The organism is Pseudonocardia sp. HH130629-09 (genome assembly GCF_001294645.1).
In the GTDB taxonomy this organism is placed as follows: Bacteria; Actinomycetota; Actinomycetes; order Mycobacteriales; family Pseudonocardiaceae; genus Pseudonocardia.
The window spans coordinates 4,665,316-4,690,260 of sequence record NZ_CP011868.1 but is presented as its reverse complement, the minus strand read 5'-3'; the positions used below and the strand labels follow the sequence as shown (position 1 = coordinate 4,690,260).

Here is a 24,945-nt window from a genome sequence, read left to right as displayed (position 1 = left end):
AGCGACTCCTGGGGCCGGTCGGTGAGCGGCCCCGGCCGCGGCCGCTCAGCCGGCCGGCACCACCCCGCGGCAGTAGATGACACCGAGCTCCACGTGATCGATGCCCTGCTCGGCGATCCAGGCCAGGTTCTGCTCGCGGACCCGCTCCGCCGCCGACGGCTCCAGCTCCATGATCAGCCGACGGATCCCGGTCCCGGTCGCGATGCGCCACCAGTCCTGCGGCGTCCGCAGAGGCAGCGAGCTGACCTCGTGGACCACCTCGACCTGGTCGAGGCCCGCAGCCTGCAGATGCGCGCGCATCACCTCGGGGACCTCGGTCCGGTGCCACGGCACGTCGACGTCGAGCCCGGGATGCTCACCCAGCGCGGCCTCGATGAACGCCCCGTAGAGCGGGGAGAAGAACTTCGGGCCCAACGAGGTGACCGCGACCTGCCCTTCGGACCGGACCGCGCGGGCCATCCCGGCGATGCTCTCCCGCACATCACGCGCGAAGAAGATCCCGAACACGCACGTCGCCGCGTCGAACCGATCCACGCCGACATCGAGATCGTCCATGCTCCCCACGACGAACTCGGCCTGCGCCACCTGCGCCTCGGCGGCGTGCCCGCGAGCCAGGGCGATCATCTCCTCGGCGATGTCGATCCCGAGGACCGACCCCCGAGGCCCCACCGCCTCCGCCGCGGCCAACGCCGCCGGCCCCGGCCCGCACGCCACATCGAGCACCGACGCTCCCGGGGGAAGGTTCAGCCGCTGCACCGTCTCGACCGCGGCGTAGCGCCAGAAGTCCACCGAGGTCGTGTCGTAGTCGACCGCGGCGGTGTTGTAGGTCATCCGCGGGTTGTAGATCTCAAGACTGGTCATCGCTGCTCCTGAAGACGTCCCACACCACGAACCCGAGACCGTCCCCCGCGCCGATCTTCGTCCCGGTCCCGGTGAACCCGAGCGGCGTGATCCGTTCGATCAGCTCGTCGGGTTCCCAGTACTTCTTCACCACGTCGTACTGACGCCCGTCGCGGAGCCGCCGCCGCGTCAACGGAACAGAATCGCATTCGTGAATGTGTTCCTCGATCCGCTGCTCCTCGGGGGCCACGTCGACGATCACCACATGCCCGCCCGGCGCCAGCGCCGCATCCACGGTGCCCCAGAATCCGTCGAACCGATCGTCGGGGACATGAGCCAACCAATGCGCAGCCCTGGCGCGTCTCGGTGCGGTGCCCAGTCCGGCGGAGGCCGATGAGGGGCTAGATGTAGCCGGCCATCACGTTGGTGACAGGCGGCTGATTGGGGAGCGGCCCGCGCAAGCGGTGTGAGGGCGTCGCTGGTTGTAGTACTCGAGCCAGGCGCTGAGTGCCAGTGTGCGGTCGTCGTTGGTGGCGTAGGGACGCCGGTAGGCCCATTCGATGGCCAGGGTCCGGTTGAACCTCTCCACCTTGCCGTTGATCCACGGGCAGTGCGGCCGGATGAACTTCTGGCGTGCTCCGAGACCGGTCACGGCCTCGGCGAATACCCGGCAGCCGCGGTAGTTGCGGGCGTTGTCGGTGATCACACGCTCGATGCGGCCGATGCCGGCTGCGGCGAACGCGGCCGCGGCGCGCTGAACGAAACCGGCGCAGGTGGCGCCCTTCTCATCGGGCAGGACCTCGGCGTAGGCGAAGCGGGAGTGGTCGTCGACCATGGCGTGGACGTAGTCGAACCCGATGCGGCGGGTCGCGCCCGGACGGGGGCCGCGGCCGTGGATCCGCCAGCCCCCGCCGTCGGGGATCCGGCCGAGTTTCTTCACATCAACATGGACCAGCTCACCGGGTGCGGCGTGTTCGTAGCGGTGGGCTGAGGCGCGGGTGGCGCGGATCGGGGCGCCGGTGATGGGATCACAGGCCGCCAGCCGAGCCACGCCGTGGCGGGCCAGGATCCGCGATACCGAGCGCGCCGCGACTCCGGTGGTGGCCGCGATCGTGCGGTTCCCCCATGATCGGGGAGGCATCAGCTATAAGGGGTAGCGATGCCAGAGGTACGGAAGCGCTACGACCGGGAGTTCCGTGACGGAGCGGTCCGGGTCGTGGAGGAGACGGGCAAGCCGATCGCCCAGGTCGCCCGTGACCTGGGGGTCAACGAGGGCACGCTGGGCAACTGGGTGGCCCGTGCACGAGAGGCCCGCGAGGACACCGAGGGCCTGTCTCGCGGCGGCGTCGAGGAGCTCAAGCGGCTGCGCGCGGAGAACGCCGAGCTGCGGATGGAGCGTGATGTCCTCAAGCGATCCGTGGTCCTGTGGGTCAAGGAGGCGACGAAGTGAGCGTGGCCCGTTTCATCGCCGACCAGAGGACCTTCCACCGGGTGCCGCACACGCTGGCCTGCGCCCTGTTGGGGGTGTCGATCTCCTGGCTGTACAAGTGGCTCGACCGCGCCGCGCGTTCCGACGGTGGTGCCACCGCGACCGAGAAGCGCCGCTGCGCGTTGGACGCCGCCGTGGCCGTGGCGTTCGACGACGCCCAGCGGCTACACGGCTCACCCCGTCTGCACGCCGACCTGTGTGAGGCCGGATGGCGGGTGTCGGAGAAGACCGTGGCGGACTCGATGCGCCGCCAGGGCCTGGTCGCCCGCCGGATCAAGCGGCACAACGGGCTGACCCGCCAGGACCGCACGGCGCCGAAGTTCCCGGACCTGCTTCGTCGGGGTTTCACTGCGGCCGAGCCGAACCGCAGATGGGTCGGGGACATGACCGAGATCCCCACCGCGGCCGGGAAGTTGTATCTGGCCACGGTGATCGACCTGTACTCGCGGCGGCTGCTCGGCGCGGCCACGGGGCTGCACCCGAACCCCGAGCTGGCGTGTGCGGCGATCCGGATGGCGGTGGCGGCCCGCGGCGGGGCGGACCGAATCGCCGGGGTGATCTTCCACACCGACCGCGGGTCGACCTACACCGCGGGCGCGTTCACCGCTCTGTGTCGGCGGCTCGACATCCGTCAGTCGATGGGCCGGGTCGGGTCGTGTTTCGACAATGCCGCGGCGGAGGCGTTCTTCTCCAGCCTGGAGTGGGAAGTGCTGTCCCGCAACGACTTCGACACCATCAGTAGGGCGCGGGCGGCGGTCATCGACTGGTGTTACGGCTTCTACAACCACCGGCGGCGACACAGTGCCGCCGCCGGGCTCTCACCGATCAACTACGAGAACGCCGCCCTCACCCGAGACGCGGCATAAGAACCCTCCACGATCTCGGGGGAACCGCAATCGCGGCCGGACCGCAGCGCTGCTCACGCCGCGCGGCCAGGACCGCCTGTTCGGTGTCGGCGCTGTGACGGGTCGGGCTGTGGTGTGGGCGGGAGGACCGGTCGCGCAGACCGGGATCTCCTTCCCGGTCGTAGCGGGTGACCCACCGGGACACGCACTGGCGGGAGACCCCGAGCTCGCGGGCGACGTGGGACTGCGGGCGGCCATGGTCGCGGACTCGCGCGACGAGCAGTCGACGCCCATGCAGGGTCAGGCGAGCGTTAGCGTGCACGGTGGAAGGCCCTTCGTGGCGAGATGGACGGCTTCAGACACCTCCCACCTCGCCCGAAGGGCCTTCCCCGTTCAAGCAGCCACGCCGTCGGCCACCGTCACCAACCTCCTGGCCGGGTACATCTAGCAGGGCGCGGGTCGTCGACAACTCGGATCGGGCGGCGGCGAGCTCGTCTCGGAGCTGGCGGGCCTGCTCTCGCGCGCGATCGCGGTCGGCGAGTGCGTCGTCGCGTTCGCGGGTGCGCTCGTCAAAGGCCACGACGGCATCGGCGAACGCCTGGGCGGCTCGGGAAATCTCGTCGTGCAGCAGATCCCCGCCTGGCGGTGTAGGGGTCTGCTTCATTCCTCGTGGGTGGGGGGTCGGATCGTCGTTCATACTGTGTGCTCCTGACGGCGGGGCGACGGGCTACAGACCGAGTTCGGTGTGGCCTAGTGGATGGCGGTAGAGCCTGCCCTGCGGTCGGATGTAGCGGCCCGATACCGGTGGTGTCGTTCCCGAAAGCGAACGAGCGCACCGGCACCTACGCGTTAGCGGCCGGTGGTGCTGCTCGGGGTGTGGAAGTCACCGTGTAGCACGATCCGTGCGGTCGTGGGGCTGGATCGTCGACATTGCGGGCACGTTGTCTGTTGATACATACTCGGCCGTGACGCAGATGGTCGAGGATGGAGGTTTCGCTGAGCCCGGCTGCGCGCAGGCGGCCGAACACTGAGCCCTTTTCAACCTGCCGTTCCGGCAGCTCAGGGGCCTGGTTGTGTGGGTGCAGACGCCGAGCTGGCGAGCCGGTGACCTGTGCAGCTGTGGTCAGACCCGAATCCGCGAGTAGGCTATGAGCTGATCTTGGTCGGCCAAAGTTGATGTTGCTTGGGTCGGGAGTTGGGTGGTGGGCAAGCGGGCGGCCCGAGTGTCGCCTCGGGTGGCGGGTTCCTGTGCTGGTCGGGGCCGGTGCGGCCGGGTCAGGACGGAGCGGGCAGGGCGCGGACGCGGGCGAGGACCTCGGCGAGTAGGTGCTCGCCGGGTGGTAGGCGCAGGGTGAGGCCGCGGGCGTGGCGCACGAGGCGGGCGGGGATGGTGATCAGCCGCCGGCGCAGGGTGGCGATCATGGCCTGGCCGCCGCGGACGCCGTGCCCGACCAGGCGCCCGTCGCGGGTGCGGGCGGTGAGGTGGTGCAGCCACCCGCTGGTGGTGGCGGCCAGGAGTGCGCCCCACATCCAGGCTCGGTTCACCGCGAGGTGTCCGGAGGGGAGGTGGCGCAGCGCGGCGCCGTGCTTGGTGTCGCGGAACAGGTTCTCCACCTTCGTGCGGTGGCGGTACCAGTACTCGGCCTGCGCGGCTGCGGCAGGTGTGGAGACGTCGAGGTTGGTCACGATGAACGAGTAGGCGAACACCCCGTCGACCTTGGCCACCGTAGCGAGGTCGTCGAGCGGGAGCGCCCGCTGGGCGGGGTGCAGGGTGCGTCGGCGCCGCGCTCGCGGGTCACCGGAGACCTGGCCGTGGTCCAGGTCGAGCCGGACCCGACGGATCAGCAGCTGGGTCGCTGCGGGCCACCAGTTCGGGCAATAGTCGGCCACCGCGACCTGCGCGCCGGTCATGTCGATCGCGTCGGTCCACCCGTCGGCCGCGACGCCGTCGAGGATGCGCCACAGCGGCGCGATGCGTCGGGCGCCGATGGCGAACTCCACGCCGACGAACAGGGCTGCGCGGGCGAGCTGCCCGGCGAAGTAGCCCGCGTCCGCACGCACGCGGACTCGCCCCGCCCGCGCCTGCGCGGGGAGCGCGGCCAGCGCCCGGTAGAACAGCTCGGCGCTGGTGGCGCGGGGGTCATCCCGGCCCGAACCGAGGTCAGCGGCCAGCACCACCGCGGTGTCGGCCCAGGTCGCGACGTGCGGGCGGGCGACCCGCTGGCCTTGGTGGTTGAACGCCACGCCCTGCTTGAGCCGGCCGTAAACCTCGACATCGGTGGTGTCCAGATCGATCGTCACGTCCGCCGTCAGCTGCTCGGCCCGGTCCGGGTCGACCTGGGCGAGCAGGTCCAGCGCGGTGGTGTGCACGTCACCGAGCCCGGTCTCCACCGCCGCCCACTGCCCCTCGATGAACTTGCGCGCGAGCCCGGCGGCGGTCGTGGACGCCAACCCCGGCACCGGCGTGAGTGCCTGCCCGGCGGTGTCGGCGCGGTGCCGGTCCAGCCCGACCAGGAAGTCCTCCCCGCACAGCTGCGCCGCCGACATGCCGACCAGCATCTGCCCGGCGCTGCACCCGCGGTCGCGGTCCTTGATGGGCCCGACCGCGGCGTCGAGCTTGTCGATGATCCCGAGCCGGTCGATCAGTTCGGTCACCGCGGCCAGCCCGGAGAACCTGGTCAGCGCCGCGTCCGGCGCGCCGAGACGCACCCGCGCACACCGCGGGCGTCGCTTGCGTACTGTTCGCACCTGATAGGTGTCCTCTCAACCCGCAATGTCGTGTCGTCGCAAACACGATCATCGCAGGTCAGCGGGCACCTATCGCCATCTCCCCAGTCCGGACACCAGCGCTACTCGCGGATTCGGGTCAGAGCAGTTGCGCTGCAACCTTCGCGATCTCCTGACGCAGAAGCTCGCTGGTCAGGTTGAAAAAGGCTCACTGAGTCGGCGGTGGCGTGCAGATCGGGCCGGTACTGGAACTCTCTGGGGTAGGTGGCCGAGTCGGCGGGGCGCTCAAAGAGCGGGGCGAAGTCCGACAGGTAGCGCTCGCGGTCTGGGAGGCCGACGAGGATGACGCCTTGGCGGGTGCCGGTGTCGAGCGCAATAAGCGCCCCGGCTGGGGCCTTCTCGGCGGTGTCGTCGACGACGACGCCGGACTTTCGGTGTCCAGACCGGTGGATGTCGCTGCACCAGTTCCGTGCCCGGGGCCTGATACAGAGGCTCAACAGGTCGGTGTTGCGTGGACTGCAGGTGATTGATTGCAGGGTCCGGGGTCGACCGTCCAGCGTCCGCGGAGGACGTCGCCGTGGGGCAGGCAGCTCGTTGGTCTCAATGTGGGGGACCTTGAACGCGAACGCGGGATTGGGTCGGTCGGCCGGCCCGATCGAGGTGACTCCTGCGGCGGCGGCTTTACGGCACGGGCTTTGGCGCTTTGATGGGCAGGTCGCCGTGCTGGACTCGATGCCGATGTCGACGGTGCCTCGGATCAGGACGTCGAGGCGGACTTTGGTCCTGGTGTCGTGTTCCTGGTAGACCTCGTAGCCTGCGTGCGCGGCGGCGCGGTGTGGTAGTCCCGTCGAGAAGCATGAATCTCTGGGGCGTGAGGCTGGCAGAGATGATGATCTCCTGGCCCTGTCACGGTAGGTGTGTAAGCCCCGGGTGGACCATGATCGATCTCAGTGATCAACTCTGAGGTCGGGAAGGACACCCAGATGAGTACCCACCAGTCTGATCCCGACGCCGGGTCGACCGCGGCCCGTAGGCTCGCCGAGGCGCTCGACCCGGCTGCGATCGATGCCTTGCTAGCCGTGTCAACGGCGGGTTGGGAGTGACCCCGTAGCGACGGATTGGAACTGACCCCCGGCGTGGTGTGGTGATGGTCAGTCGTTGCTGGCGCGGTTGTGTTTGGCCAGGAGCTCGCGTCGGGCGCGGGTGCGGTAGGAGTCCCCGGACAGGGTCAGGACTTCGGCGTGGTGGACGAGGCGGTCGATCATGGCTGCGGCGACGACGTCGTCGGAGAAGGTCTCGCCCCAGCGGCCGAAGGGCAGATTGCTGGTGACCATGACGCTGCCTTGTTCATAGCGGGAAGCGATGAGCTGGAAGAACAGGTTCGCTGCGTCCTGGTCGAACGGGATGTAGCCGACCTCGTCGATGATGATCAGTTTGTAGCGGCGGATCTTCTTCAGCTCGGCCTCGAGCCGGCCGCTCTGGTGCGCGGCGGCGAGTCTGGTGATCCAGTTGCTGGCGGTGTCGAACAGGACCGAGTAGCCGGCGTGGGCGGCTTTGACGCCGAGCCCGATCGCGAGGTGGGTCTTCCCGATCCCGGGCGGGCCGAGCAGGATCACGTTCTCGCACTTGGCGACGAACGTGCTCGTGGCCAGGTGGGCCAGGATGTCGCGGCGCAGCGAGGGCAGATGGTCGAGGTTGAAGTCCTCCAAGGTCTTGACCTGGGGGAAGTGCGCGGTGCGGATCCGCATGACCGTGCCCTTGGACTCGCGGTCGGCGACCTGGCGCTGCAGCAGCGCGCCCAGATACTCCTCGTGCGACCAGTTCTCCTCACGGGCCTGGGCGGCAAGCTGTTCCCAGCTGGCCGCGATGGTCGGGGTCTTCAGGACCCGGGTCAGGTAGGCGATCATCGCCGGCAGTCCGTCGGGGACCGCGGCCAGCACCGGACCGGCCGGCCCCGAGCTCCCAGCGGGGTCGGTGGTGATCTTCGGTGGTGTGGTTGTCATGAGCTGCTCGCTTCCTCGGCAGTGGAGACGAAGTCGACACCGAACAGGGCGTCGTAGTCGGGCAGTGCGCGCAGGGTCACCGGGTGGCCGTCGAGGTGACGGCGTGCTGCGGCCTGTCGGGTGTTGCGGTCGTGGGCCAGGGCGCGGCGCATCGCCGCGGCGGTGTGCTGGTGCGCCGGGTCGGTGATCACCGCGTGGCGGGCCCAGCTGCGGTCGTGACGGGCGACGACCTGGCCGGCGCAGTAGACGACGACCTCGCGCGGTGAGGCGGCGACATCGACGAACCGGCCGATCATCTGCGGATCCACGGAGTAGTCGTTGGCATCGACGCGGACGTAGTAGTCCCGTGCCAGCCGGATCCGCTGGGCCAGCCCGATCGGCGGGTCCAGCGGCGGCAGCGGAGTCATCGCCGCGTAGTCGTGGGCGAGCACGTCCACCGGGCGGCCGCCGATCGCTCGGACGGTGCGGGTGTTGGCCCGGGCCAGCCAGTCGTCGATCTGGTGGTTGAAGTCGGCTGGGGAGGCGAAGCGACGTCCGGGCAGGAACGAGGTCTCGAAGTAGCCGTTGTTGCGTTCGACCAGCCCCTTGAACTCCGGATCCCGCGGTGGGGCAAGCCGGATCCGGGTGGCCAGAGTGCCGGCGAACGCAGCGGCCGGTGCCGAGACCCGCCCGGTCCCGCCGATCGCAGACTCCCGGTCCCAGACCAGCGTGCGGGTCACCCGCCCGACGTCGCTGATCAGCTGCCACATCCCGGACAGGATGTCCCCGGCCTGGCGCGAGGGGATCATCGTCGCGGACAAGAACCGCGAGTAGCCCAGCGTCATCACCAGCACCGGTAGGACCCGTTCCTGGCCTGGGCCGACGGGGATCGTGGTCTCGGGGAACCACAGGTCGCACTGGGTGATCTCGCCCGGTGCGTAGGCGACCCGGTCGACCGGGTCGATCCCGACATACTCGGGGCGGATCTGGCGGATCCGGTCCTTGAGCACGGTCAGCGAGTGCTCCCACCCGATCCGCTCTGCGATCACCGTGGCCGGCATGCGTGGGAACTGCGCCAGCAATGCCCGCACCTGCGGCTCGACCGCATCCGCCAGCGATCCCCGCGGGCCCCGTTCCCGCTTCGGCGGGCCCGGCGCCCGCAACGCGGAGCGCACCGTGTTGCGGGCCACCCCCAGCCGGCGGGCGATCTCCTTGATCGGGACACCCTCGGCCCGATGCAGACGACGGATCTCGGCCCAGTCCTCCACCGACAACACCCCCTCAGCGTCGTGCAGAGGGGGTCAATCCCAAGCCGACGCTAGGGGGTCAGTCTGAGCCCGTCGTCGACAAGCCGATGCGAAGGCCACCGGAACCCCGATCGACGGCGTCGACGGGTTGCTCAACCAGATGACCAAGGCCGTCCTGGAACGCTCGCTGCAGGCCGAGATGACCCACCACCTCGGCTACGACCGCGACGATCCCGCCGGCGCCGGGTCGGGGAACTCCCGCAACGGCAGCAGCCGTAAGACGGTGTCGACCACCAACGGCCCGGTCACGATCTCGGTGCCGCGTGACCGTAACGGCGAGTTCGAACCCCAGATCGTGCCGAAACGACGCCGCCGGGTCGGACAGATCGACGAACTCGTCTTGTCCTGCTACGCGCGGGGAATGACGACCCGAGACATCGAAGCACACCTGCACGAAGTCTACGGCGTGGAAGCCTCACGGGAGATGATCTCGAACATCACCGACGTCGTGAACGACGAGATCGAGATCTGGCGGAACCGCCCCGTCGACGAGATCTACCCGATCATCTACGTCGACGGGATCCGCATCAAGGTCCGCGACAAGGCCGCAGTCACCATCAAGAGCGCGCACCTGGTCATCGGGGTCGACGTCGAAGGACGCAAGCACGCCCTCGGGTGCTGGATCGCCGAGACCGAGGGCGCGAAGTTCTGGCACTCAGTGAGCCTTTTTCAACCTGACCAGCGAGCTTCTGCGTCAGGAGATCGCGAAGGTTGCAGCGCAACTGCTCTGACCACAGCTGCACAGGTCACCGGCTCGCCAGCTCGGCGTCTGCACCCACACAACCAGGCCCCTGAGCTGCCGGAACGGCAGGTTGAAAAGGGCTCAGTCCTCACCCAGCTCCGCAACCGCGGCCTGCGCGACGTCCTCATCGCCTGCTGCGACGGCCTGACCGGGCTCCCCGAAGCCATCACCAGCGTGTTCCCCGACGCCGTCGTTCAAACCTGTGTCGTGCACGTCATCCGCAACGCCATGCGGTTCGTGTCCTACGTCGACCGGAAGAAGATCGTGAAGTCGATGAAGACGATCTACACCGCTCCCACCGTCGAAGCCGCCGAACTCGCCCTCGCCAACCTCGACACCGAATGGGGAAGCCAATACCCCGGCGTCATCGACGTCTGGCGACGCGCCTGGGCAGAGTTCATCCCGTTCCTCGACTACCCACCGGAACTCCGGAAGATCGTCTACACCACCAACAGTATCGAATCCATCAACTACCAACTCCGGAAAATCACCAAGACCCGCGGCCACTTCCCCTCCGACGAGGCCGCGATGAAACTCCTCTACCTCGGACTCCGCAACATCTCCAGCAAGCGAGGAGGAACATCAGGAACCGGAACCCACGGCTGGAAAACCGCCCTGAACACCCTCGTCGTCCTATTCCCCGGACGACTCCCACTGTGATAGAGTAACAACAGCAGTTACCCGTGGCTTACACGGAAATCATGACAGGCCCGATCTCCTCGGGGCGGCCGTGGAGATAGGACGTGGCTCGAACGCTCACCGAGAGGTCAACCTCGGCCCGGGCCGGATCAGCACCAGCACCGACCGCCTTGCCCCCGCACCGGTGGCTGTGGCCGGCACGATCGCCGAAGGAGTCCGCGCCAACGCACGCGTCGGACGCTTCGATGACGTCCTGGCCCACGCCTACCGCCGCCAACGCGTCGGCGAGGACTGCTCGACGGCTGCCAGATCGTTGTCGTCATAGTTCCTGAACTGCCCGTCCGTCAGATCGGCCAAGGCTCACTCTAAAGAACGCCTCTTAGAGAGTGTTTGAGAAGATCATGTTGAGGGTGTGACTACGTACTTCTGCTGGCGTCGGGCGGGTTCGCCACGGGCGATGCGGCGGGTGATGGTGTTGATCGCCGCCCAGCGGATCATGGCCTCGGACACTGCGGGGTGGCGTTCGTAGTCCCGGGCCAGGCGGCGGTGCGCGGTGACCCAGGCCAGGGTCCGCTCGACCACCCACCGCCGCGGGAGGACGGCGAATCCGCGCTGCTCAGGCGGTTTGCGCACGATCTCGACGCTGGTGTGCAGGATCGTGGTCGCCCAGTCCAGCAGGCGCCCGGCGAACCCGGCGTCGGCGTAGACGAACCGCACCCTCGTGCGCAGGTAGAGGTCGAGCAGGGTCGACTTGGCGCCATCGCGGTCCTGGACCGAGGCCGAGCACACCATCGTGGTCAGCAGCAGGCCGAGGGTGTCGGTCACGATGAACCGCTTCCGGCCGTTGATCTTCTTCCCGGCGTCGTAGCCGCGGGTGTCCCGCCCGACCGTGTCAGCGCTCCTCACCGACTGCGAGTCGATGATCCCCGCGCTGGGTTCGGGGTCGCGGCCCTCATCAGCGCGTAGCTGACGGCGCACGATCGGGAGGATCTGCTCGGTGACCCTCTGCTGCTCCCACCGGTTGAAGTACCAGTACACCGTCTGCCACGGCGGGAAATCAACTGGTAGAGCACGCCACGCGCACCCGGCGCGCACGACATAGAGGATCGCATCCACCACATCACGGCGCGCGTGCTTCTCCGGCCGGCCTCCCGCCCCGCCGCTGGCAGCAGCGGCTCGATCAACGCCCACTGCTCATCGCTGGTGTCCGAGGGGTACCGCCGCCTACGCCGAGCCACTCCTCCACGATGGACCACACCCGGACGCATCCAGCGCAGACACGCCGACCCTTCTCAAACACGCTCTTAGAAAGACTCTAACTGCCGAGTCCATACTACGGAAAAACGCCAGAGGACATGGCGTCGAAAACGTCGCCCTGGAAGCATTTCATCGGTAAGCGTCCGCATCTCTCGGAACGTCATCGGTGGCGGCCATATCACCGGCGAAGGGTGTTCCCACGCCCGTTGCTTGCGAGTGTGCCATCTGTGTGAGATAGAACCAAGCAACTCCCACCCGAGGTCAGCAGGAATCTTGGCCTGGGCGAGTCCGACGACGACGAGGCGTCCTCCGGGGCGAACAAGGGCGCGCATCCTCTGCAACGCGGCCGCCCCGTCGAGGTGATGGAGCGTCGCCACGCATGAGACGAGATCGAATGACGCGGGCTCAAGATCTGCGGTCATAAAATCGCCACAGCGAAAGTCGATGTCACCGACTGTGTCCTGGGCAATAGCGAGCTCGACGCTCTCCACGTCCGAGTCGATTCCAGTCACCGATGGCAAACGCCGCCGGAGCTCACGGGCTAGCCCGCCTTCACCGCAGCCCACATCTAACGCGTTACGGTCTGCGGGGTGTAATGCGCTAAAGACCACATCGTGATAGTGAATATTGTGGTTCCATCGCTCGACTCTGTCACGTCTATTCACGGTAGCTCCGGCATCCCTGCGAACAACACATCGCCATCGAAACTGTCGAAGGCATGGCCCACCCGTCGTCGGACCGCTGGTCGTAGAGGTGGAAGGTGGTCGCGCTCAAACCAATCGATGGCGTAGGACTCATCGTCGTGCACCTCGGCGGCGCCAGCTCGGTGGTGGCAGCGGAAAGTCAGCTCCAAGTACTGTGCGGAGTCGCCGTTCTCGTAACAGTGGACCGGGGAGACCGTAATACTCGTCAGCCGCTCAATGTCGACCTCGATCGCCGCTTCCTCCCAGAGCTCACGTCGCACGGTCTCCCGCGGCTCCTCGCCCGGTTCGATGATCCCGGCCGGCACCGACCAGATGCCGCCTGCATGCCTCTGTTGCAGCAGCACGCGACCCCGACGATCCCCGACCACCGCATTGACCCCAGGCAACCAAAGCAGGTGACCGGGCTCCAACTGAGCGCGCATGTTGCGGACGAACTCTGGCACGGCCATCGCCACGACCATATCGCCTTCGCTGAGATCTGCCAAACCTGGTCGTCGTGGGGTCCAGGACGGTACGGCGCGACGCAGACCAAATCGGTTCAGATCGCGGTCGACGGAATGAATCGCGAGCCGCGTGATACCGGTCGAGCTGATGCGCGCCTCTCACCACAGTTCGAGCTCCCGTACTAGTACCAGACTGGCGATGAGGTATCGTCCTGATTCAAACTATACCCAGAACTGGCCCCAGTCGACCTGACACTGAGCCTTTTTCAACCTGCCGTTCCGGCAGCTCAGGGGCCTGGTTGTGTGGGTGCAGACGCCGAGCTGGCGAGCCGGTGACCTGTGCAGCTGTGGTCAGAGCAGTTGCGCTGCAACCTTCGCGATCTCCTGACGCAGAAGCTCGCTGGTCAGGTTGAAAAAGGCTCACTGAGCCTTTGCCAACTTGATCTGTGCTGGTCAGCGGCTCTGCGGCGTGGCGTGTCCGTGAATTGGTGAAGCTCCTGGTAGACGGGCGATTGACTAGATCAACACGCCTGACCAGGAGCTTCACGTGCAGTCCTACCCGTCCGCGATGAACGTGTCCAGCCGCGTCATCCAACAGCTCGCCGACGCCCTGCGCGGCCACCGCAACCAGCTCGGCACCCGCTGGCGCAAGCTCTCCGCCGGCCGCCAGGCCCTGCTCGTGGTGGCGCATCTGCGCAAGAACGAGACCTACGCCGACCTCGCGGGCGGGTTCTGCGTCGGTACCTCGACCGCGTTCCGCTACATCCGCGAGGCGATCGCGCTGCTCGCCGACCTGGCCCCGAGCCTCGAGCAGGCGATCGAGGTCGCCCGCGGGAAGGCGTTCGTGATCCTCGACGGGAGCCTGCTGCGTATCGACCGGGTCGGGATGGGATCGGACTACAACGCCGGCTTCTACTCCGGCAAGCACAAGTGCCACGGCGTGAACGTGCAGGTCATCGCCGACCCGGCCGGCCGGCTGGTGTGGATCTCACCGGCGCTGCCCGGTGCCCGTCACGACATCGCCGCGGCCCGCCAGCACGGGATCATCGACGCCCTCGCCGACGCCGGCGTTCAGGCGATCGCCGACACCGCCTACCAAGGCGCCGGCAAACACGTCGTCGTCCCGCAGCGCAGGCGACGCCTGGACCGCGACACCGGCCGCTACCGGCCCCTGTCTGCAGCACAGAAGGAAGTCAACACCACTCACGCCCGCCAACGCGGGCCCGGTGAACGGGTCAACGCCGAGCTCAAGAACTGGCGGATCCTGCGGAAGATCTGCTCCAGCCCCAGCCACGCCACCGACCTCGTCGCCGCTGTTCAGACGCTCATGATCACCAACGTCTGATCAGGTTGGCAAACGCTCACTGAGCCTTTCCCAGTAGGTGCTGGTTGATCATGTGGTTCGGTCGTGCTCGACGTGGAGCAGGACGAGCGCGGCGGCGGTGATCGCGCCGATCGGGACTGTTTCAAGATCGGTGTTTTCGGCCCGACACGCCGGGCTGAGGTCCGGCGAGATGGGCACGGACAGTGATGACATCGGACCTTGTGGATCCAAGCGAGGGTGACCCGAAGCCTGCTCGGCAGGCGTCGGCGGAGCGGGCCGCTGCGGCGGCGATGGTGGCCGAGGCGAAGGCGCGCGGGCTGGCGTTGACCGGCCCGGACGGCCTGTTGAAGCTCTTTACCAAGAATGTTCTGGAAACGGCGCTGAACGAGGAGATGACCGAGCACCTCGGGCACGACAAGAACCGGGCCGACCCCGGCCGGGAATCCACCAACGTGCGGAACGGGTCCCGCTCGAAGACGGTTCTCTCGGATGCCGCGGGTGACGTGGAGATCGACGTTCCGAGAGACAGGGCCAGCACTTTCGAGCCGCAGATCGTGAAGAAGCGTCAGCGGCGCCTCACAGATGTCGACGAGGTCGTACTGTCGCTGTATGCGAAAGGGATGACGACCGGGGAGGTTTCCGCACATTTCGCTGACATCTATGGGGCGTCAGTATCGAAGGAGACGGTCTCGCGGATCACCGACAAGGTCGTCGCCGAGATGAATGACTGGGTTGGTCGGCCGTTGGATTCGGTGTACGCCGCGGTGTTCATCGACGCTGTCCACGTCAAGGTCCGGGACGGGCAGGTCGCCAACCGGCCGGTCTACGCAGCCATCGGCGTCACCGTGGACGGCTGCAAGGACGTGCTGGGGCTGTGGATGGGCGTCGGCAGTGAGGGCGCGAAGTTCTGGATGAGCGTGCTGGTCGACCTGAAGAACCGCGGCGTGCGTGACGTGCTGTTCCTGGTCTGCGACGGCCTCAAAGGACTCCCGGAGGTCGTGGCCAACGTGTGGCCGCAAACCATTGTCCAAACCTGCGTCGTGCACCTGATCCGAAACACTTTCCGGCTGGTGGGTCGACAGGACTGGGACGCGGTGAAGCGCGACATCAAACCAATCTATGCCGCGCCCAACCCGAATGCAGCACTTATCGCTATGGATGAGCTCGACGAGAAATGGGGCCGTAAGTACGCGGCGATGATCCGGCTATGGCGCAACGCGTGGGAAGAGTTCGTGCCGTTCTTGGACTACGACGTCGAGATTCGAAGGGTGATCTGCTCTACGAATGCGATCGAATCGCTTAACGCCCGCTACCGGCGCGCGGTGCGGGCGCGTGGTCATTTCCCCACTGAGCAGGCTGCGATGAAATGCTTGTATCTTGTGACTCGCAGCCTGGACCCGACCGGGACGGGCCGCACGAGGTGGACGATGCGTTGGAAGCCCGTGATCAACGCGTTCGCCATCACGTTCGGTGACCGCTGGCCGGGAGCCGAGACCTACTGAGCAACGACGCCGAAACACCGATCACGAGACAGGCCCCGCCGATCCGCCAGGGGCAGAAGCTGACCCGGCGTAGCGCCTTGAAGGTGGTCTTGAGCAGGGAGTTCCCGCGTTCGGCCAGGGCTCGGGTGGCGGAGTGCAGCGTGTTGACGGTGCGTTTGTCCACCGACAGTCCGCCGCCGGTGGGGGTCTTGAACGGGCAGGTCAGGCGGGTGTTCTCACCGTCGTAGCCGAGGTCGGCGAGCACGACGTGGGTGTCGTCGGTCCAGCCCTCGATCGCGTCGAGCAGGCCGGGGTGACCGCGGGCGCAGGTGGTGTCGTGCTCGCGGCCCGGGCGCACCGGGGAGGTCCACAACGGCCACCCGTCAGGCGCGGTGAGGACCTGAACGTTCCCGCCGTGGACGTGGTGCTTACCCGACCACCACAGATCCACTCCCGGGGTCGGTCCGGGAGTGCGGGAGCGGTCAGTGTGGATCACGGTGCCGTCGAGGTGAACGTGGGTGTGCCCGGCGGTGCGGGCCGCGAGCAGCGCGCCGGGCAGTCCAGGCGCGGCGGCGGCCAGAACGTCGATGCCTTCGTGCAGGTAGCGGTAGGTACTCGACAGGCTCAGCTGGTTGTCGGCGGCGAGCTGGGCGACCCGGGTCGCGTCGAGGAACCAGCGCAGCACCAGCACCGCGTGGCGGTCACAGTCCAGCGCCCGACGCCCGCGCCGGGTCCCGCGCCGGAGGCGTTCCTCGGCCAACAGCCGCGACAACATGGACGCGGTGGGCTCCCCGATCGGGAGCACGGCGGTGTAGGTGACAGGATCGGGCACGCGGGACCTCGGTGGTGAGTCGATCTTTGAGCGGACCGATCTCTTCTACTGGGGTCCCGCACCCTCGTTGAGCACCTCCACGCCCCCGGCGTGTCGCCGCCAGCCGCTCCCCACTACTGGGAAAGGCTCACTACGTACGCTGTAAACACTTCGACTCTCGTGGATGATACCTAGAAAATGCGGCAAGAGTGCTAATCCAAGCTGCCAGAAACGTGTCGGGTAGCTCGTTACAAATCTCAAGAAATCCTCTTGCTCGACCGATTAATTCCCCCGCAAAAGCCGGCCCGCCAGGTACCTGTGCAACATAGCGTCGCTAACGTTCCATAGTCACGTTGGGGAAAAGATCCTGACAGATCTCGATCGACCGACAGTCTGTCGCGTCGACGGGTACCTGCGAAGCCTACTGCCGGCGACCTCGCCACGGCATTAAGAAACCGACCAGCAGCCACACCGCAATAGTTGCCACGGACAACATTGTGATAACCCAAGCGCCGTCGTATACGTGCGTGCCGGTAAGCGCGGCGCGGAGTGAATCCGAGCCAAGAGCAGCTGGATTCACGTAGCCAACGACGTTCAACCAATCGGGCAAGCGCCCCGGATCAATGATTACTGGCCCGGCGCTAGTCAGTAGAACGGTCGCACCAAGACTAATACTCGAAGACTGCTCAATTGAGGATGACATAGAACCAATGATTGCGCCTAATCCGGTAAAGACAGCTATCGCAAGGACGAAAGGAACTAGCCATAACGGTTGAAGGGAGATCGTGACGTCGAGCATGGTCCAGCCGACGGCCGTCGTTACTACGACCGCAGGTACAGCGAGAAGGAAAAAGGCCGCTGCCGTACCGACGATGAGCGCCTCTCGTCTGAGAGGAAGAGACCCGAAAAAGTCAAGTGCTCCGGTTTGCCGCATGAACGAGAAGTTCGACGCTACTTTGTTCTGAGTCTCGAATAAGACAGCGAGCGTGATTGCCCCAGCAAACACGCTGAGCTGCGTCGATTCTGCACCATCCGACACCGTTGTGAACGCTAAAAGCGTCACAGTTGGAGTAAGCATGCCTGTGAGCACCATTGATGGCCAGGACCACCTCCAGTTCCTAAGTTGCATAAGCAACACATCGCGAATGTTAGCGACTATCATCACAACCGCCCGTCGGTGGTGAGCTCGCGAACGTAGACGTCCTCTAGTCCAAGTGGGGCGAGGGAAAAGTCGTGAACAGATAGACGTTCCAAGGTGTGTACCGCTTGTTCAATTGCGCCCCGAGGCACCATCCCGACGATTGCATCGAAGGTTTCCTGAGCCGTGGGACAGACCGTTCTGAGTCGCTTCAGAATCATCGCCCGACGCCTACTGTCGCATCCGTCCATCGATACGCGGAGCCGGAGCCGGCCGTCGGCGCTCGCAACCAGATCGGCCGGCGTTCCGGTCCGTACAACCCGACCCGCGTCCATCATCGCTACGCGACTAAGCACTTGCTCCGCCTCGCGAGGGCTGTGGGTGACCATGACAACAGTCTTGCCTTCGTGCCGATTCAAGCGCCACAGCAGCTCCCACACTTGCCGCCGGCGCACTGGGTCCATCTCGTTTGTCGGCTCATCGAGCACCAGTACGAGTGGATCGGCCACGAGCGCGACGCCAACCTGTAGTAACCGCCGTTCGCCGCCCGAGAGGGTGCGGGCTGTACGGTCCATCAACGACGCCAATCCCAACAGGTCGGCGACACGGTCGCGCTCCCGCGCGGCTAGGTTCCGTCGGAGGCCCTTCAGACGGGCGGTGAAAAGCAACGACTCGGCGACGTTTAAGGCGTTCAGGGCATGGGCGGATTGTGGCATATAACCGACGTCCCGGCAGACAATATGTCCGGCTTTAGTCACATTGATTCCACAATACTGCAGTACACCCTCAGTGGGTCTAAGCAGTCCAACCATCTGCTTTACAAGTGTGGTCTTACCGGCACCATTGTGTCCTAATATTCCAAAGAAATCACCGGGCCTCACATCAAGATCCACACAGTCGTTCACGACAATCCCGCCGAGACGCTTCGTCACCCTCTCCGCTACGAACACTGGGCGCTCAGTCAAAGCCAAAGCTGCCTCGCGACAGTAAACGCCTCGGCGGACGGAATGGCAACTTGCATGCCTCGGTACGCTGCGAGAGTTCGAATACCGAGCTCAGACCGCCCTAGACCGTCGAGTTCAAACGTATACTCGCTCATTGCCGCCACCTTCGCAGAGAGGGTCTCGTCGACGTTAACATAAACCTGCGGCGTAAACGCGCCCGAGAGTCCTTGGTCGGTGGACGAGGGAACTTCGTAAGAAAGCAGGCACCTCACGGGCTTCGTTGCCATATAGCGCAAAGCATATACTGTGCATTGGTGGACAATCTGGTGATCGATGTGCACGTCGCTCGAGCAGTGTGTGAATACTAACTCCGGACAGTGATCACGCACCGCTGCACTGATTGCACTAACGATGTCTTGTCGGCGATGTTCATACAGCAATATGTTTGCCGCGCCGAAGTCTCCGAACAGTACCCTTTGAGTGCCGAGAGCAGCTGCGGCCCGCTCGGTGGCCCGATGGGACGACTCGACGGTGCCGCCAACACGACGCTCTGACACTCCCGATCCCAGCACGAGCACTGCGATCGAGGAGCCCTCTCCAGCGAGTCGTGCGGTAGTTGCTCCCGGCCCGAGTACTTCGTCATCGGGATGGGCAGCTATCACAAGCGCCCGTTCGATACTCATTGAGCCCTTTTCAACCTGCCGTTCCGGCAGCTCAGGGGCCTGGTTGTGTGGGTGCAGACGCCGAGCTGGCGAGCCGGTGACCTGTGCAGCTGTGGTCAGAGCAGTTGCGCTGCAACCTTCGCGATCTCCTGACGCAGAAGCTCGCTGGTCAGGTTGAAAAAGGCTCATTGTCATGGACCTGTCCGTATCCACGCTTGTTCGACAATCCGACGTACATCTGTAATGCGCTGCGGACGTTCAAGTTCGAAAGGCGCCGTGATGGCCGACGCCGCCGCCATGGTTGGGTACTCAATACCCGCACCGTGCGATGCGGAACGAACAGTGCGGTGCAGGCCTGGCAGGCCATAGGAGAATTCCCGGTGAGCGCCCAGCAGAAGTGCACCCCGCCCAACACGGGGTGACAATCCGGGTAAACCAATCTTGTTGAGCTTAGCAGAACCTACACGACTAGCACCGGTCGCACACGATGTCGTCTGGAGAATGGAGTCGACCTCGCGAGAGGTAAGACTGGGTCCGTACAAGAAGGCAATGTTGCTGTCGCCTTGAAAGACGGCCCGTTCCGCCAGACCCAAATCCTCCACGACCACGTTCGGGTTGAGATGCTCCTCGACATAGTCGATGCCATGATCTGATAACGTTAAGACGACCAGATTCGGGTTTCCAATATCAGCCACCAACTCTTGAACTCGCGCCTCAATCGCATCGTACACGCTGAAGATTTTGTTGCGGGCTGTGACGGCTGCCTCACCAGCACCACGCACAGCCTGCCAGAACAGATGTTCCTGAGCATGGTCAGCCTGGTTGAAGCGGACAAATAGAACGTCAGGCTCAGTTCGCTCGATGACCTGACGCGCTGTCGTGAAAACCCAGTTTTCGCTCGGCGTTTCGCAGAAGAAGTCGTCTACGCCGCCGGGGTAGCTTGGTGCCGGCGAAGACGACCCCCACGCTGCAGACGGGCCGAGCAAGTTATCGTCGCTGCTGAGGACGAGGGTCCCCGTGCCTAGAAAAATAAAGACTTCTTGCCGGGAGGCACCTGTTACTGTTACGTGAGCGGCAAATCTGCCAACGGGGGTCGGGATCAGCAATTCTGTTGGGGAACCCAATCTGATCTGTGCATCCCAAACTGGCATGTCATCAGTGTCAGTTACCTCAACAGTGAAGCCGCCCCGTCCGGCAGTTACGCTCATGCGGTAGGGCCAATCAAAGATTGTGAACGGAACCGTCTCATCTATGATGACGCTCAACTGCTGTGCCGGCGAGTACACCGAGTACATCGAGAAGTACTCCGACCGTTCGTCGAAGAGCGACGGGAAATGTACGGCAGCAATCCTGGCACCTGCAGCTCGCAGCGAGTCGGCCACAGAGTCGCCTAAGCGGCAGCTGGCCCGATAAGGATGAAGCGTTGACACGGGATTAGAAAGAACGTTGCGAATGTCGCCTACGCTCTCGTTTCCGAACCAGAATCGGTTGCCGATAATTCCATGTAACGAGGGCAAAGTTCCTGACACCATTGAGGCATGAGCTGGGGCTGTGGACGAGGGGAACACTGTGGCCATACGACCTACTACCGAGAACGGATGGGGCAGACCCAGCTTGCGCGAGGAGAAGGAACCCCACCGCGCGATCACCTCAGGGAGGCCCCCGTCTACGCAGACGACGAGGACGCTTGGAGTGTCAGGCACCGTGCACCCGCAGACTTTCCCCGGAATGCCAGGCCCACGCAGACGAGACGATAGACCGTAGGTCGCGGGTGGCGCGCCAACCTGCGACCTCGAGTATCCGGCTGACATCGGCCACGGCTGCAGCCGGATCCCCCGGACGTCGAGGGCCCAGCCTCACACTCAAGTGAGGCACAGCGACAAAGCGAATCATCTCGACGATCTCTTTAACGGACGATCCCTGACCCCGGCCGACATTTAAAGTCCCTCCGGGCCACCTCGAAGCGATTAGAAGCGACATGACGTCTAGATGCGCCGCAGCAACGTCTGCCACGTGCACAAAGTCACGTACGGGCGTACCGTCGTGCGTGGGGTAATCGTTACCATTAATTGTCACGGTCGCAGCATGATTCAACACGCTGTCTAGCACCCGAGGGATGAGCTGCTCGTCATCCAAAGCATGACCTAGCGCGCGCTCAGGCTGAGCCCCAGAAACGTTAAAAAATCGGAGGATAGCAGATCGGCAACCTGTGGCTTGAGAGAATCGCTGGACAGCGGTCTCCGCATCGGCTTTCGACTGTGCGTAGGGGTTCAGTGGTCGGACGGGATGACTCTCGGGCGTCGGGTAGTCAGCATTTCCGTACACGCCGCAGGTTGATGAAAAGACTAGGGCGCCAATCCCCGCGTGAGCGGCAGCCTCGAGCACACTTTCGGTCCCGGCGACGTTCACGTCCTGGTAGTGACCCGGAGCGCGAAATGATTCAGAAACCGACTTGAGTGCAGCAAGATGTATAACGGCGTCAGGACGGGCATTAGAGAAGACACGCTGTACGCTGGCAGTGTCGCGGATGTCGGTGACCGATAGCCCTGACTCGGGTCGTACAGCTCCGCGTCGTCCCGCGCTCAGATCGTCCAGGACGTGCACGTCGTGTCCAGAGCATATAAGCTGGTCGACCACAAAACTACCGATGTAGCCGGCGCCGCCTGTTACGAGAACCCTCATCGACGGTCATCTCACCTCATAGCCTTCGAAGATTTGTCGGTCTAGTAGCGCAGTAAGCTGCACTGGGCGGTTCGTGTCAGTCTCGGATGCAAAGTCCCAGAAAATCTCGCGTAGCTCCTCATCCGAGTAATCTTCGACTTCCTGAGCGATCTCCGCTCGTGAATTACTCCAAATATCAGCGATGGACGTATCTTTAACATTGCCGAGAGGCTTCGAACTATATAGGCGACTCATAGTCACGTCACCAGTCGCTGAGATCGAGATCGAGGTGTCCCGCACAATGTACGGGTAAAGCACGACGTCCATGCTGCGCCTAGTCTGTTCCCCTGGAACAAGGTATGGAGCGTTCAATTCGAGGTCGAACTCGTCGCGTGGCACACGAGCGCGGAACTGCTCCACATCGCGGTGTAAGCGCATTGTCTCCTCTTCGGTCAAGAGCATGCCAGCTGTGCGGGCACCGCGACCATGGGCACGGACTAAGATATAGTTCTGTCGACGGATGCCCGCCGCCCGCAACTCCTCAGTCAAGGCGAAGACATTGTCAAGATTCTGTTTCATGACCGTGGTCAGGACTCGAAAGCTACGAGCTCGTTGGGCGAGGTAACGGCAATTCTGCAGAACGGTATCGTACACGTCGCTAAGGCGAATAGCTGAGAAGGTGTCACGCGTGCCGTCCACGCTTACGCGCACCCCTGAAATGCCTGAGTCGACAATTCGATCCATCTGCTCTCTGGAAAGGTTAGCGGCATTCGTGATCAGAGTAGTACTAGAGTGGCGTAAGTCGCCCACGACCTCGATTAGGTCCCAGAACCCCTTGCGCAGTGTAGGTTCGCCGCCGGTCAAGGTGATCTCGAACGTTCCCATCTGGTCGAGATCGCGCATAACCTGGGAGAGTTGCTCGATCGACAACATCTTGCGTCGGATTGCAGTTGGAATCTCGCCAGTGTTGGTACGGCAGTGGATGCACCTTAGGTCACATGCGTAGGTTACGTCGATACTAGCTCGCACCGGCGCAACGTAGTCCTTGGACATTCGCCCCATCACCTCATCCTAGTTTTGAACATCTGGTCGGCCTCACCAAACTGCGGGTCAGCAACTAACTTTTGACGCCACCACAGTAGTGTTCTTCTGATGCCGTCCTGAATCGTAATCATTTCTTTGCCGAATGTGTCATCCCCGGCTAAGGGACCTCGATTGGAACAGAACGAAGGAATTTCGTTGGGTCTTGCCGGCAAGAATTCCGTAGACGTTCCGGCCACCTCATCGGCCACTAGCCGTGCGACGTCCAACACGGACGTAGTTCCTCCGGTGCCAAGATTTACGACTCTGCTGTCGTGTTCGAAAAGGACGTGCAAGAGCTGTTTGACTGCATCGTCAATGTACGTCAGATCCCGACGCTGGTTGCCGTCGCCTTCAATTGGGAGTCGTTGATACCGTAGAGCGCTCTGGCACAGTGAAGGGATTAGGGCGTCCGTCCGTTCGCCGGGACCGTAGACGTTGAATAGACGTGCAACCGTCACACAGCCGGAGAAGTTTCGATGGGCCAACTGGTATATGTTCGCCACCATCTCCATGGCGGCTTTGCTGGCAGCGTAAGGTGAGCGAGGCGCGAAAGGGGTACCTTCGTGCAGACGTCCCGTTCCCTGGTCGCCGTACACCTCGCAGGTACTGCCGATTAGAATGCGTTCCACTCCGGCGTCGGCGGCGATGCCTAGTAGGTGCGCGGTCATAGATACGTTAGTTGAGTAGTACCGTGGGGCAGAAAATGACAGTGGAACGCTTTTGGCCGAAGCGAGATGGATTATCGTGTCGACGCCTACAATGTCTGTATTCGATAACTTGCAAACGTCCTTTACCAGCAATTGCCGACCGCAGTAAGTCTCGAGTGGTGTAACGGATAGGTCGTCCACACCTACGACGTCTAGTCCACGACTCTCGAGGGCGAGGGCGAGGTTTCGTCCAATGAACCCGGCTGCTCCGGTTAACAAGACGCGCGAAACGTCGCCGATAGTGTCCGGTTTGGTTAGGTCGGCCATCGTCGCCGCAGACTGGTTCAGCACTGAATTGCCCTGTAGAACATGCTCTGCTCGGAACCAGGTATGGCATGCAAAGTAGGCAATAAGCTCAAAAAATGCCTCCGCAGCGTTGGTCCGGTTCCACCGAAGATTGGGTATCTGTACCCATTGCGGACCATCAGATCGATCAGTTTCAGCGCTATAGCGAGTGCAATTTGTCTACCACGATACTTCTTTAGAATTCCGACAGCGGTTTCAAATCCACGCATCAGGCCATCGAAGGTCATGAAACCCACGAAGTGTTCGTTCGTGGTAGCGAAGGTGCCACGAGGAAAACTGGCGATGACTGCAGTGGCCGGAGTGTTTTGGAGAGCTGCCCCCAACTCAGACGCCCATCCACCTCCGAACTCACCAGCGACCCAGTCGATAAGCGCTCGACTCTCGGAGGCATACGGACGCCTAACTTCGACTACGCCAAAGTCAAGCTTAAGACGCACGATTTCGTCCTGGCGAGGCACGGAAAGACCATCAATGATCATGTCTGCATTGTCGGCTTCAATGTCTCGCTCTTTTGGAGTCATAGAACCGGTTGCAATTTTGTCTACTGGATAGTTCCATTCGTCTCGGTCTGGCAGATACGCCGATAGGGAGTGGGTGGAAAATGCATACGCGAAGTTCTGTTCCCACAGACGTGACAACCCAGCTCGACAGACAGTGTCCATCAGCATGTGCCGCGTAGAATTGTCGACATGTCGCCCCTCGTACTCCACGACAGGCGGAGCGATGCTGCCGTCCCCGTTGCTTACTACAATGGAGACGAGAGGCACGGAGGTGTCGACGCGCCGCACGAAGAGTCGCGTCGAAGAACTACCGCCAGGTCGTGAACAGCCAATCGGATAGTTCGCCGCGTCTG

Annotated in this window: 22 protein-coding genes and 2 pseudogenes; 5 read left to right on the top strand and 19 right to left on the bottom strand. The window is 64.1% G+C overall.

Translation table 11 applies throughout. From position 1 onward, the window contains the following. Positions 1–45: 45 nt before the first annotated feature. From XF36_RS21670 to XF36_RS21660, 3 genes and pseudogenes are all read right to left on the bottom strand, one after another. Positions 46–861 carry a class I SAM-dependent methyltransferase gene (locus XF36_RS21670; RefSeq protein WP_064485476.1) on the bottom strand — a complete coding sequence of 272 codons (816 nt, stop codon included), beginning with the start codon at positions 859–861 and terminating at the stop codon, positions 46–48. After that, entirely contained in the window at positions 848–1,135 is a 288-nt protein-coding gene (locus XF36_RS21665) for a hypothetical protein (protein ID WP_060713370.1), read from the bottom strand. The genes XF36_RS21670 and XF36_RS21665 overlap by 14 nt, the downstream gene beginning before the upstream one ends. A 123-nt stretch (positions 1,136–1,258) precedes the next feature. Then, positions 1,259–1,963: pseudogene (locus XF36_RS21660) on the bottom strand (integrase core domain-containing protein); the annotation flags it as partial. Between the two features lie 36 nt (positions 1,964–1,999). On the opposite strand from XF36_RS21660, the gene XF36_RS21655 reads away from it, so the two are divergent. Continuing rightward, a complete protein-coding gene (locus XF36_RS21655; RefSeq protein WP_060710840.1) occupies positions 2,000–2,290 on the top strand; it encodes a transposase in 291 nt (96 codons plus the stop codon). Then, positions 2,287–3,195 (top strand): IS3 family transposase, encoded by a 909-nt coding sequence (locus XF36_RS21650; protein ID WP_060711044.1) that lies wholly within the window; start codon positions 2,287–2,289, stop codon positions 3,193–3,195. The genes XF36_RS21655 and XF36_RS21650 overlap by 4 nt, the downstream gene beginning before the upstream one ends. On the opposite strand, the gene XF36_RS30780 is transcribed toward XF36_RS21650, so the two are convergent. The 4 genes from XF36_RS30780 to istA form a co-directional block, all read right to left on the bottom strand. Then, on the bottom strand, positions 3,176–3,496 hold the full coding sequence (locus XF36_RS30780; protein WP_082375571.1) for a leucine zipper domain-containing protein: 321 nt from the start codon (positions 3,494–3,496) through the stop codon (positions 3,176–3,178). The genes XF36_RS21650 and XF36_RS30780 overlap by 20 nt on opposite strands. Before the next feature lie 953 nt (positions 3,497–4,449). Beyond that, complete coding sequence (locus XF36_RS21640) at positions 4,450–5,883, bottom strand: IS1380 family transposase (RefSeq protein WP_060710862.1); 1,434 nt, start codon at positions 5,881–5,883, stop codon at positions 4,450–4,452. A 1,169-nt stretch (positions 5,884–7,052) separates the two neighbouring features. Then, complete coding sequence (istB, locus tag XF36_RS21630; RefSeq protein WP_060713594.1) at positions 7,053–7,904, bottom strand: IS21-like element helper ATPase IstB; 852 nt, start codon at positions 7,902–7,904, stop codon at positions 7,053–7,055. Continuing rightward, positions 7,901–9,160 carry an IS21 family transposase gene (gene istA / locus XF36_RS21625; protein ID WP_145981219.1) on the bottom strand — a complete coding sequence of 420 codons (1,260 nt, stop codon included), beginning with the start codon at positions 9,158–9,160 and terminating at the stop codon, positions 7,901–7,903. The genes istB and istA overlap by 4 nt, the downstream gene beginning before the upstream one ends. A 76-nt stretch (positions 9,161–9,236) precedes the next feature. On the opposite strand from istA, the pseudogene XF36_RS35300 reads away from it, so the two are divergent. Further along, a pseudogene (locus tag XF36_RS35300) lies at positions 9,237–10,592 on the top strand (IS256 family transposase); the annotation flags it as partial. Positions 10,593–10,970: 378 nt separating this feature from the next. On the opposite strand, the gene XF36_RS21610 reads toward XF36_RS35300, so the two are convergent. The 3 genes from XF36_RS21610 to XF36_RS21605 all read right to left on the bottom strand — a co-directional run bounded on the left by XF36_RS21610 (position 10,971) and on the right by XF36_RS21605 (position 12,981). Continuing rightward, positions 10,971–11,839, bottom strand: a protein-coding gene (locus tag XF36_RS21610; protein ID WP_060713651.1) for an IS5 family transposase whose coding sequence is annotated in 2 segments (ribosomal slippage) — positions 10,971–11,728 and positions 11,728–11,839 — 870 coding nt in all. Because the reading frame shifts where the segments join, the coding sequence is not laid out codon by codon here. A gap of 36 nt (positions 11,840–11,875) precedes the next feature. Then, complete coding sequence (locus XF36_RS35785; protein WP_414706258.1) at positions 11,876–12,439, bottom strand: class I SAM-dependent methyltransferase; 564 nt, start codon at positions 12,437–12,439, stop codon at positions 11,876–11,878. Between the two features lie 50 nt (positions 12,440–12,489). After that, the gene (locus XF36_RS21605) at positions 12,490–12,981 is read right to left on the bottom strand and encodes an NUDIX domain-containing protein (RefSeq protein ID WP_064485667.1); all 492 of its coding nucleotides are present in this window, start codon (positions 12,979–12,981) and stop codon (positions 12,490–12,492) included. Positions 12,982–13,522: 541 nt separating this feature from the next. Here XF36_RS21605 and XF36_RS21600 point away from each other — a divergent pair. Together XF36_RS21600 and XF36_RS21595 are read left to right on the top strand one after the other, a co-directional pair. Further along, positions 13,523–14,320, top strand: coding sequence for a transposase family protein (locus XF36_RS21600; RefSeq protein WP_145981407.1), 798 nt, complete (start codon positions 13,523–13,525; stop codon positions 14,318–14,320). Positions 14,321–14,589: 269 nt separating this feature from the next. Continuing rightward, a complete protein-coding gene (locus XF36_RS21595; RefSeq protein WP_238589343.1) occupies positions 14,590–15,801 on the top strand; it encodes an IS256 family transposase in 1,212 nt (403 codons plus the stop codon). Here the strand turns inward: XF36_RS21595 and XF36_RS21590 are convergent. The 9 genes from XF36_RS21590 to XF36_RS31765 all read right to left on the bottom strand — a co-directional run bounded on the left by XF36_RS21590 (position 15,761) and on the right by XF36_RS31765 (position 24,802). After that, positions 15,761–16,555 (bottom strand): HARBI1 family protein, encoded by a 795-nt coding sequence (locus XF36_RS21590; RefSeq protein ID WP_060714890.1) that lies wholly within the window; start codon positions 16,553–16,555, stop codon positions 15,761–15,763. The two genes, XF36_RS21595 and XF36_RS21590, sit on opposite strands and share 41 nt — an antisense overlap. 457 nt (positions 16,556–17,012) lie before the next feature. Then, positions 17,013–17,684 carry an ABC transporter permease gene (locus XF36_RS30770; protein WP_168169549.1) on the bottom strand — a complete coding sequence of 224 codons (672 nt, stop codon included), beginning with the start codon at positions 17,682–17,684 and terminating at the stop codon, positions 17,013–17,015. Between the two features lie 68 nt (positions 17,685–17,752). Next, positions 17,753–18,661: an ABC transporter ATP-binding protein gene (locus XF36_RS21585; protein WP_168169548.1), complete on the bottom strand. Its 909-nt coding sequence runs from the start codon at positions 18,659–18,661 to the stop codon at positions 17,753–17,755. Between the two features lie 29 nt (positions 18,662–18,690). Further along, positions 18,691–19,356, bottom strand: a complete 666-nt coding sequence (locus XF36_RS35780) for a PIG-L deacetylase family protein (RefSeq protein ID WP_414706257.1) — start codon at positions 19,354–19,356, stop codon at positions 18,691–18,693. A 170-nt stretch (positions 19,357–19,526) separates the two neighbouring features. Then, positions 19,527–21,146, bottom strand: coding sequence for an alkaline phosphatase family protein (locus XF36_RS30760; protein WP_082375567.1), 1,620 nt, complete (start codon positions 21,144–21,146; stop codon positions 19,527–19,529). Next, on the bottom strand, positions 21,031–22,017 hold the full coding sequence (gene galE / locus XF36_RS35775; RefSeq protein ID WP_082375566.1) for a UDP-glucose 4-epimerase GalE: 987 nt from the start codon (positions 22,015–22,017) through the stop codon (positions 21,031–21,033). The genes XF36_RS30760 and galE overlap by 116 nt, the downstream gene beginning before the upstream one ends. Positions 22,018–22,023: 6 nt before the next feature. Continuing rightward, positions 22,024–23,049, bottom strand: a complete 1,026-nt coding sequence (locus XF36_RS21580) for a radical SAM protein (protein WP_060714889.1) — start codon at positions 23,047–23,049, stop codon at positions 22,024–22,026. An 8-nt stretch (positions 23,050–23,057) separates the two neighbouring features. Beyond that, positions 23,058–24,053, bottom strand: a complete 996-nt coding sequence (locus XF36_RS35770) for an NAD-dependent epimerase/dehydratase family protein (protein ID WP_064485666.1) — start codon at positions 24,051–24,053, stop codon at positions 23,058–23,060. 17 nt (positions 24,054–24,070) lie between these two features. Next, positions 24,071–24,802 carry a hypothetical protein gene (locus tag XF36_RS31765; RefSeq protein WP_168169546.1) on the bottom strand — a complete coding sequence of 244 codons (732 nt, stop codon included), beginning with the start codon at positions 24,800–24,802 and terminating at the stop codon, positions 24,071–24,073. Positions 24,803–24,945: the final 143 nt, after the last annotated feature.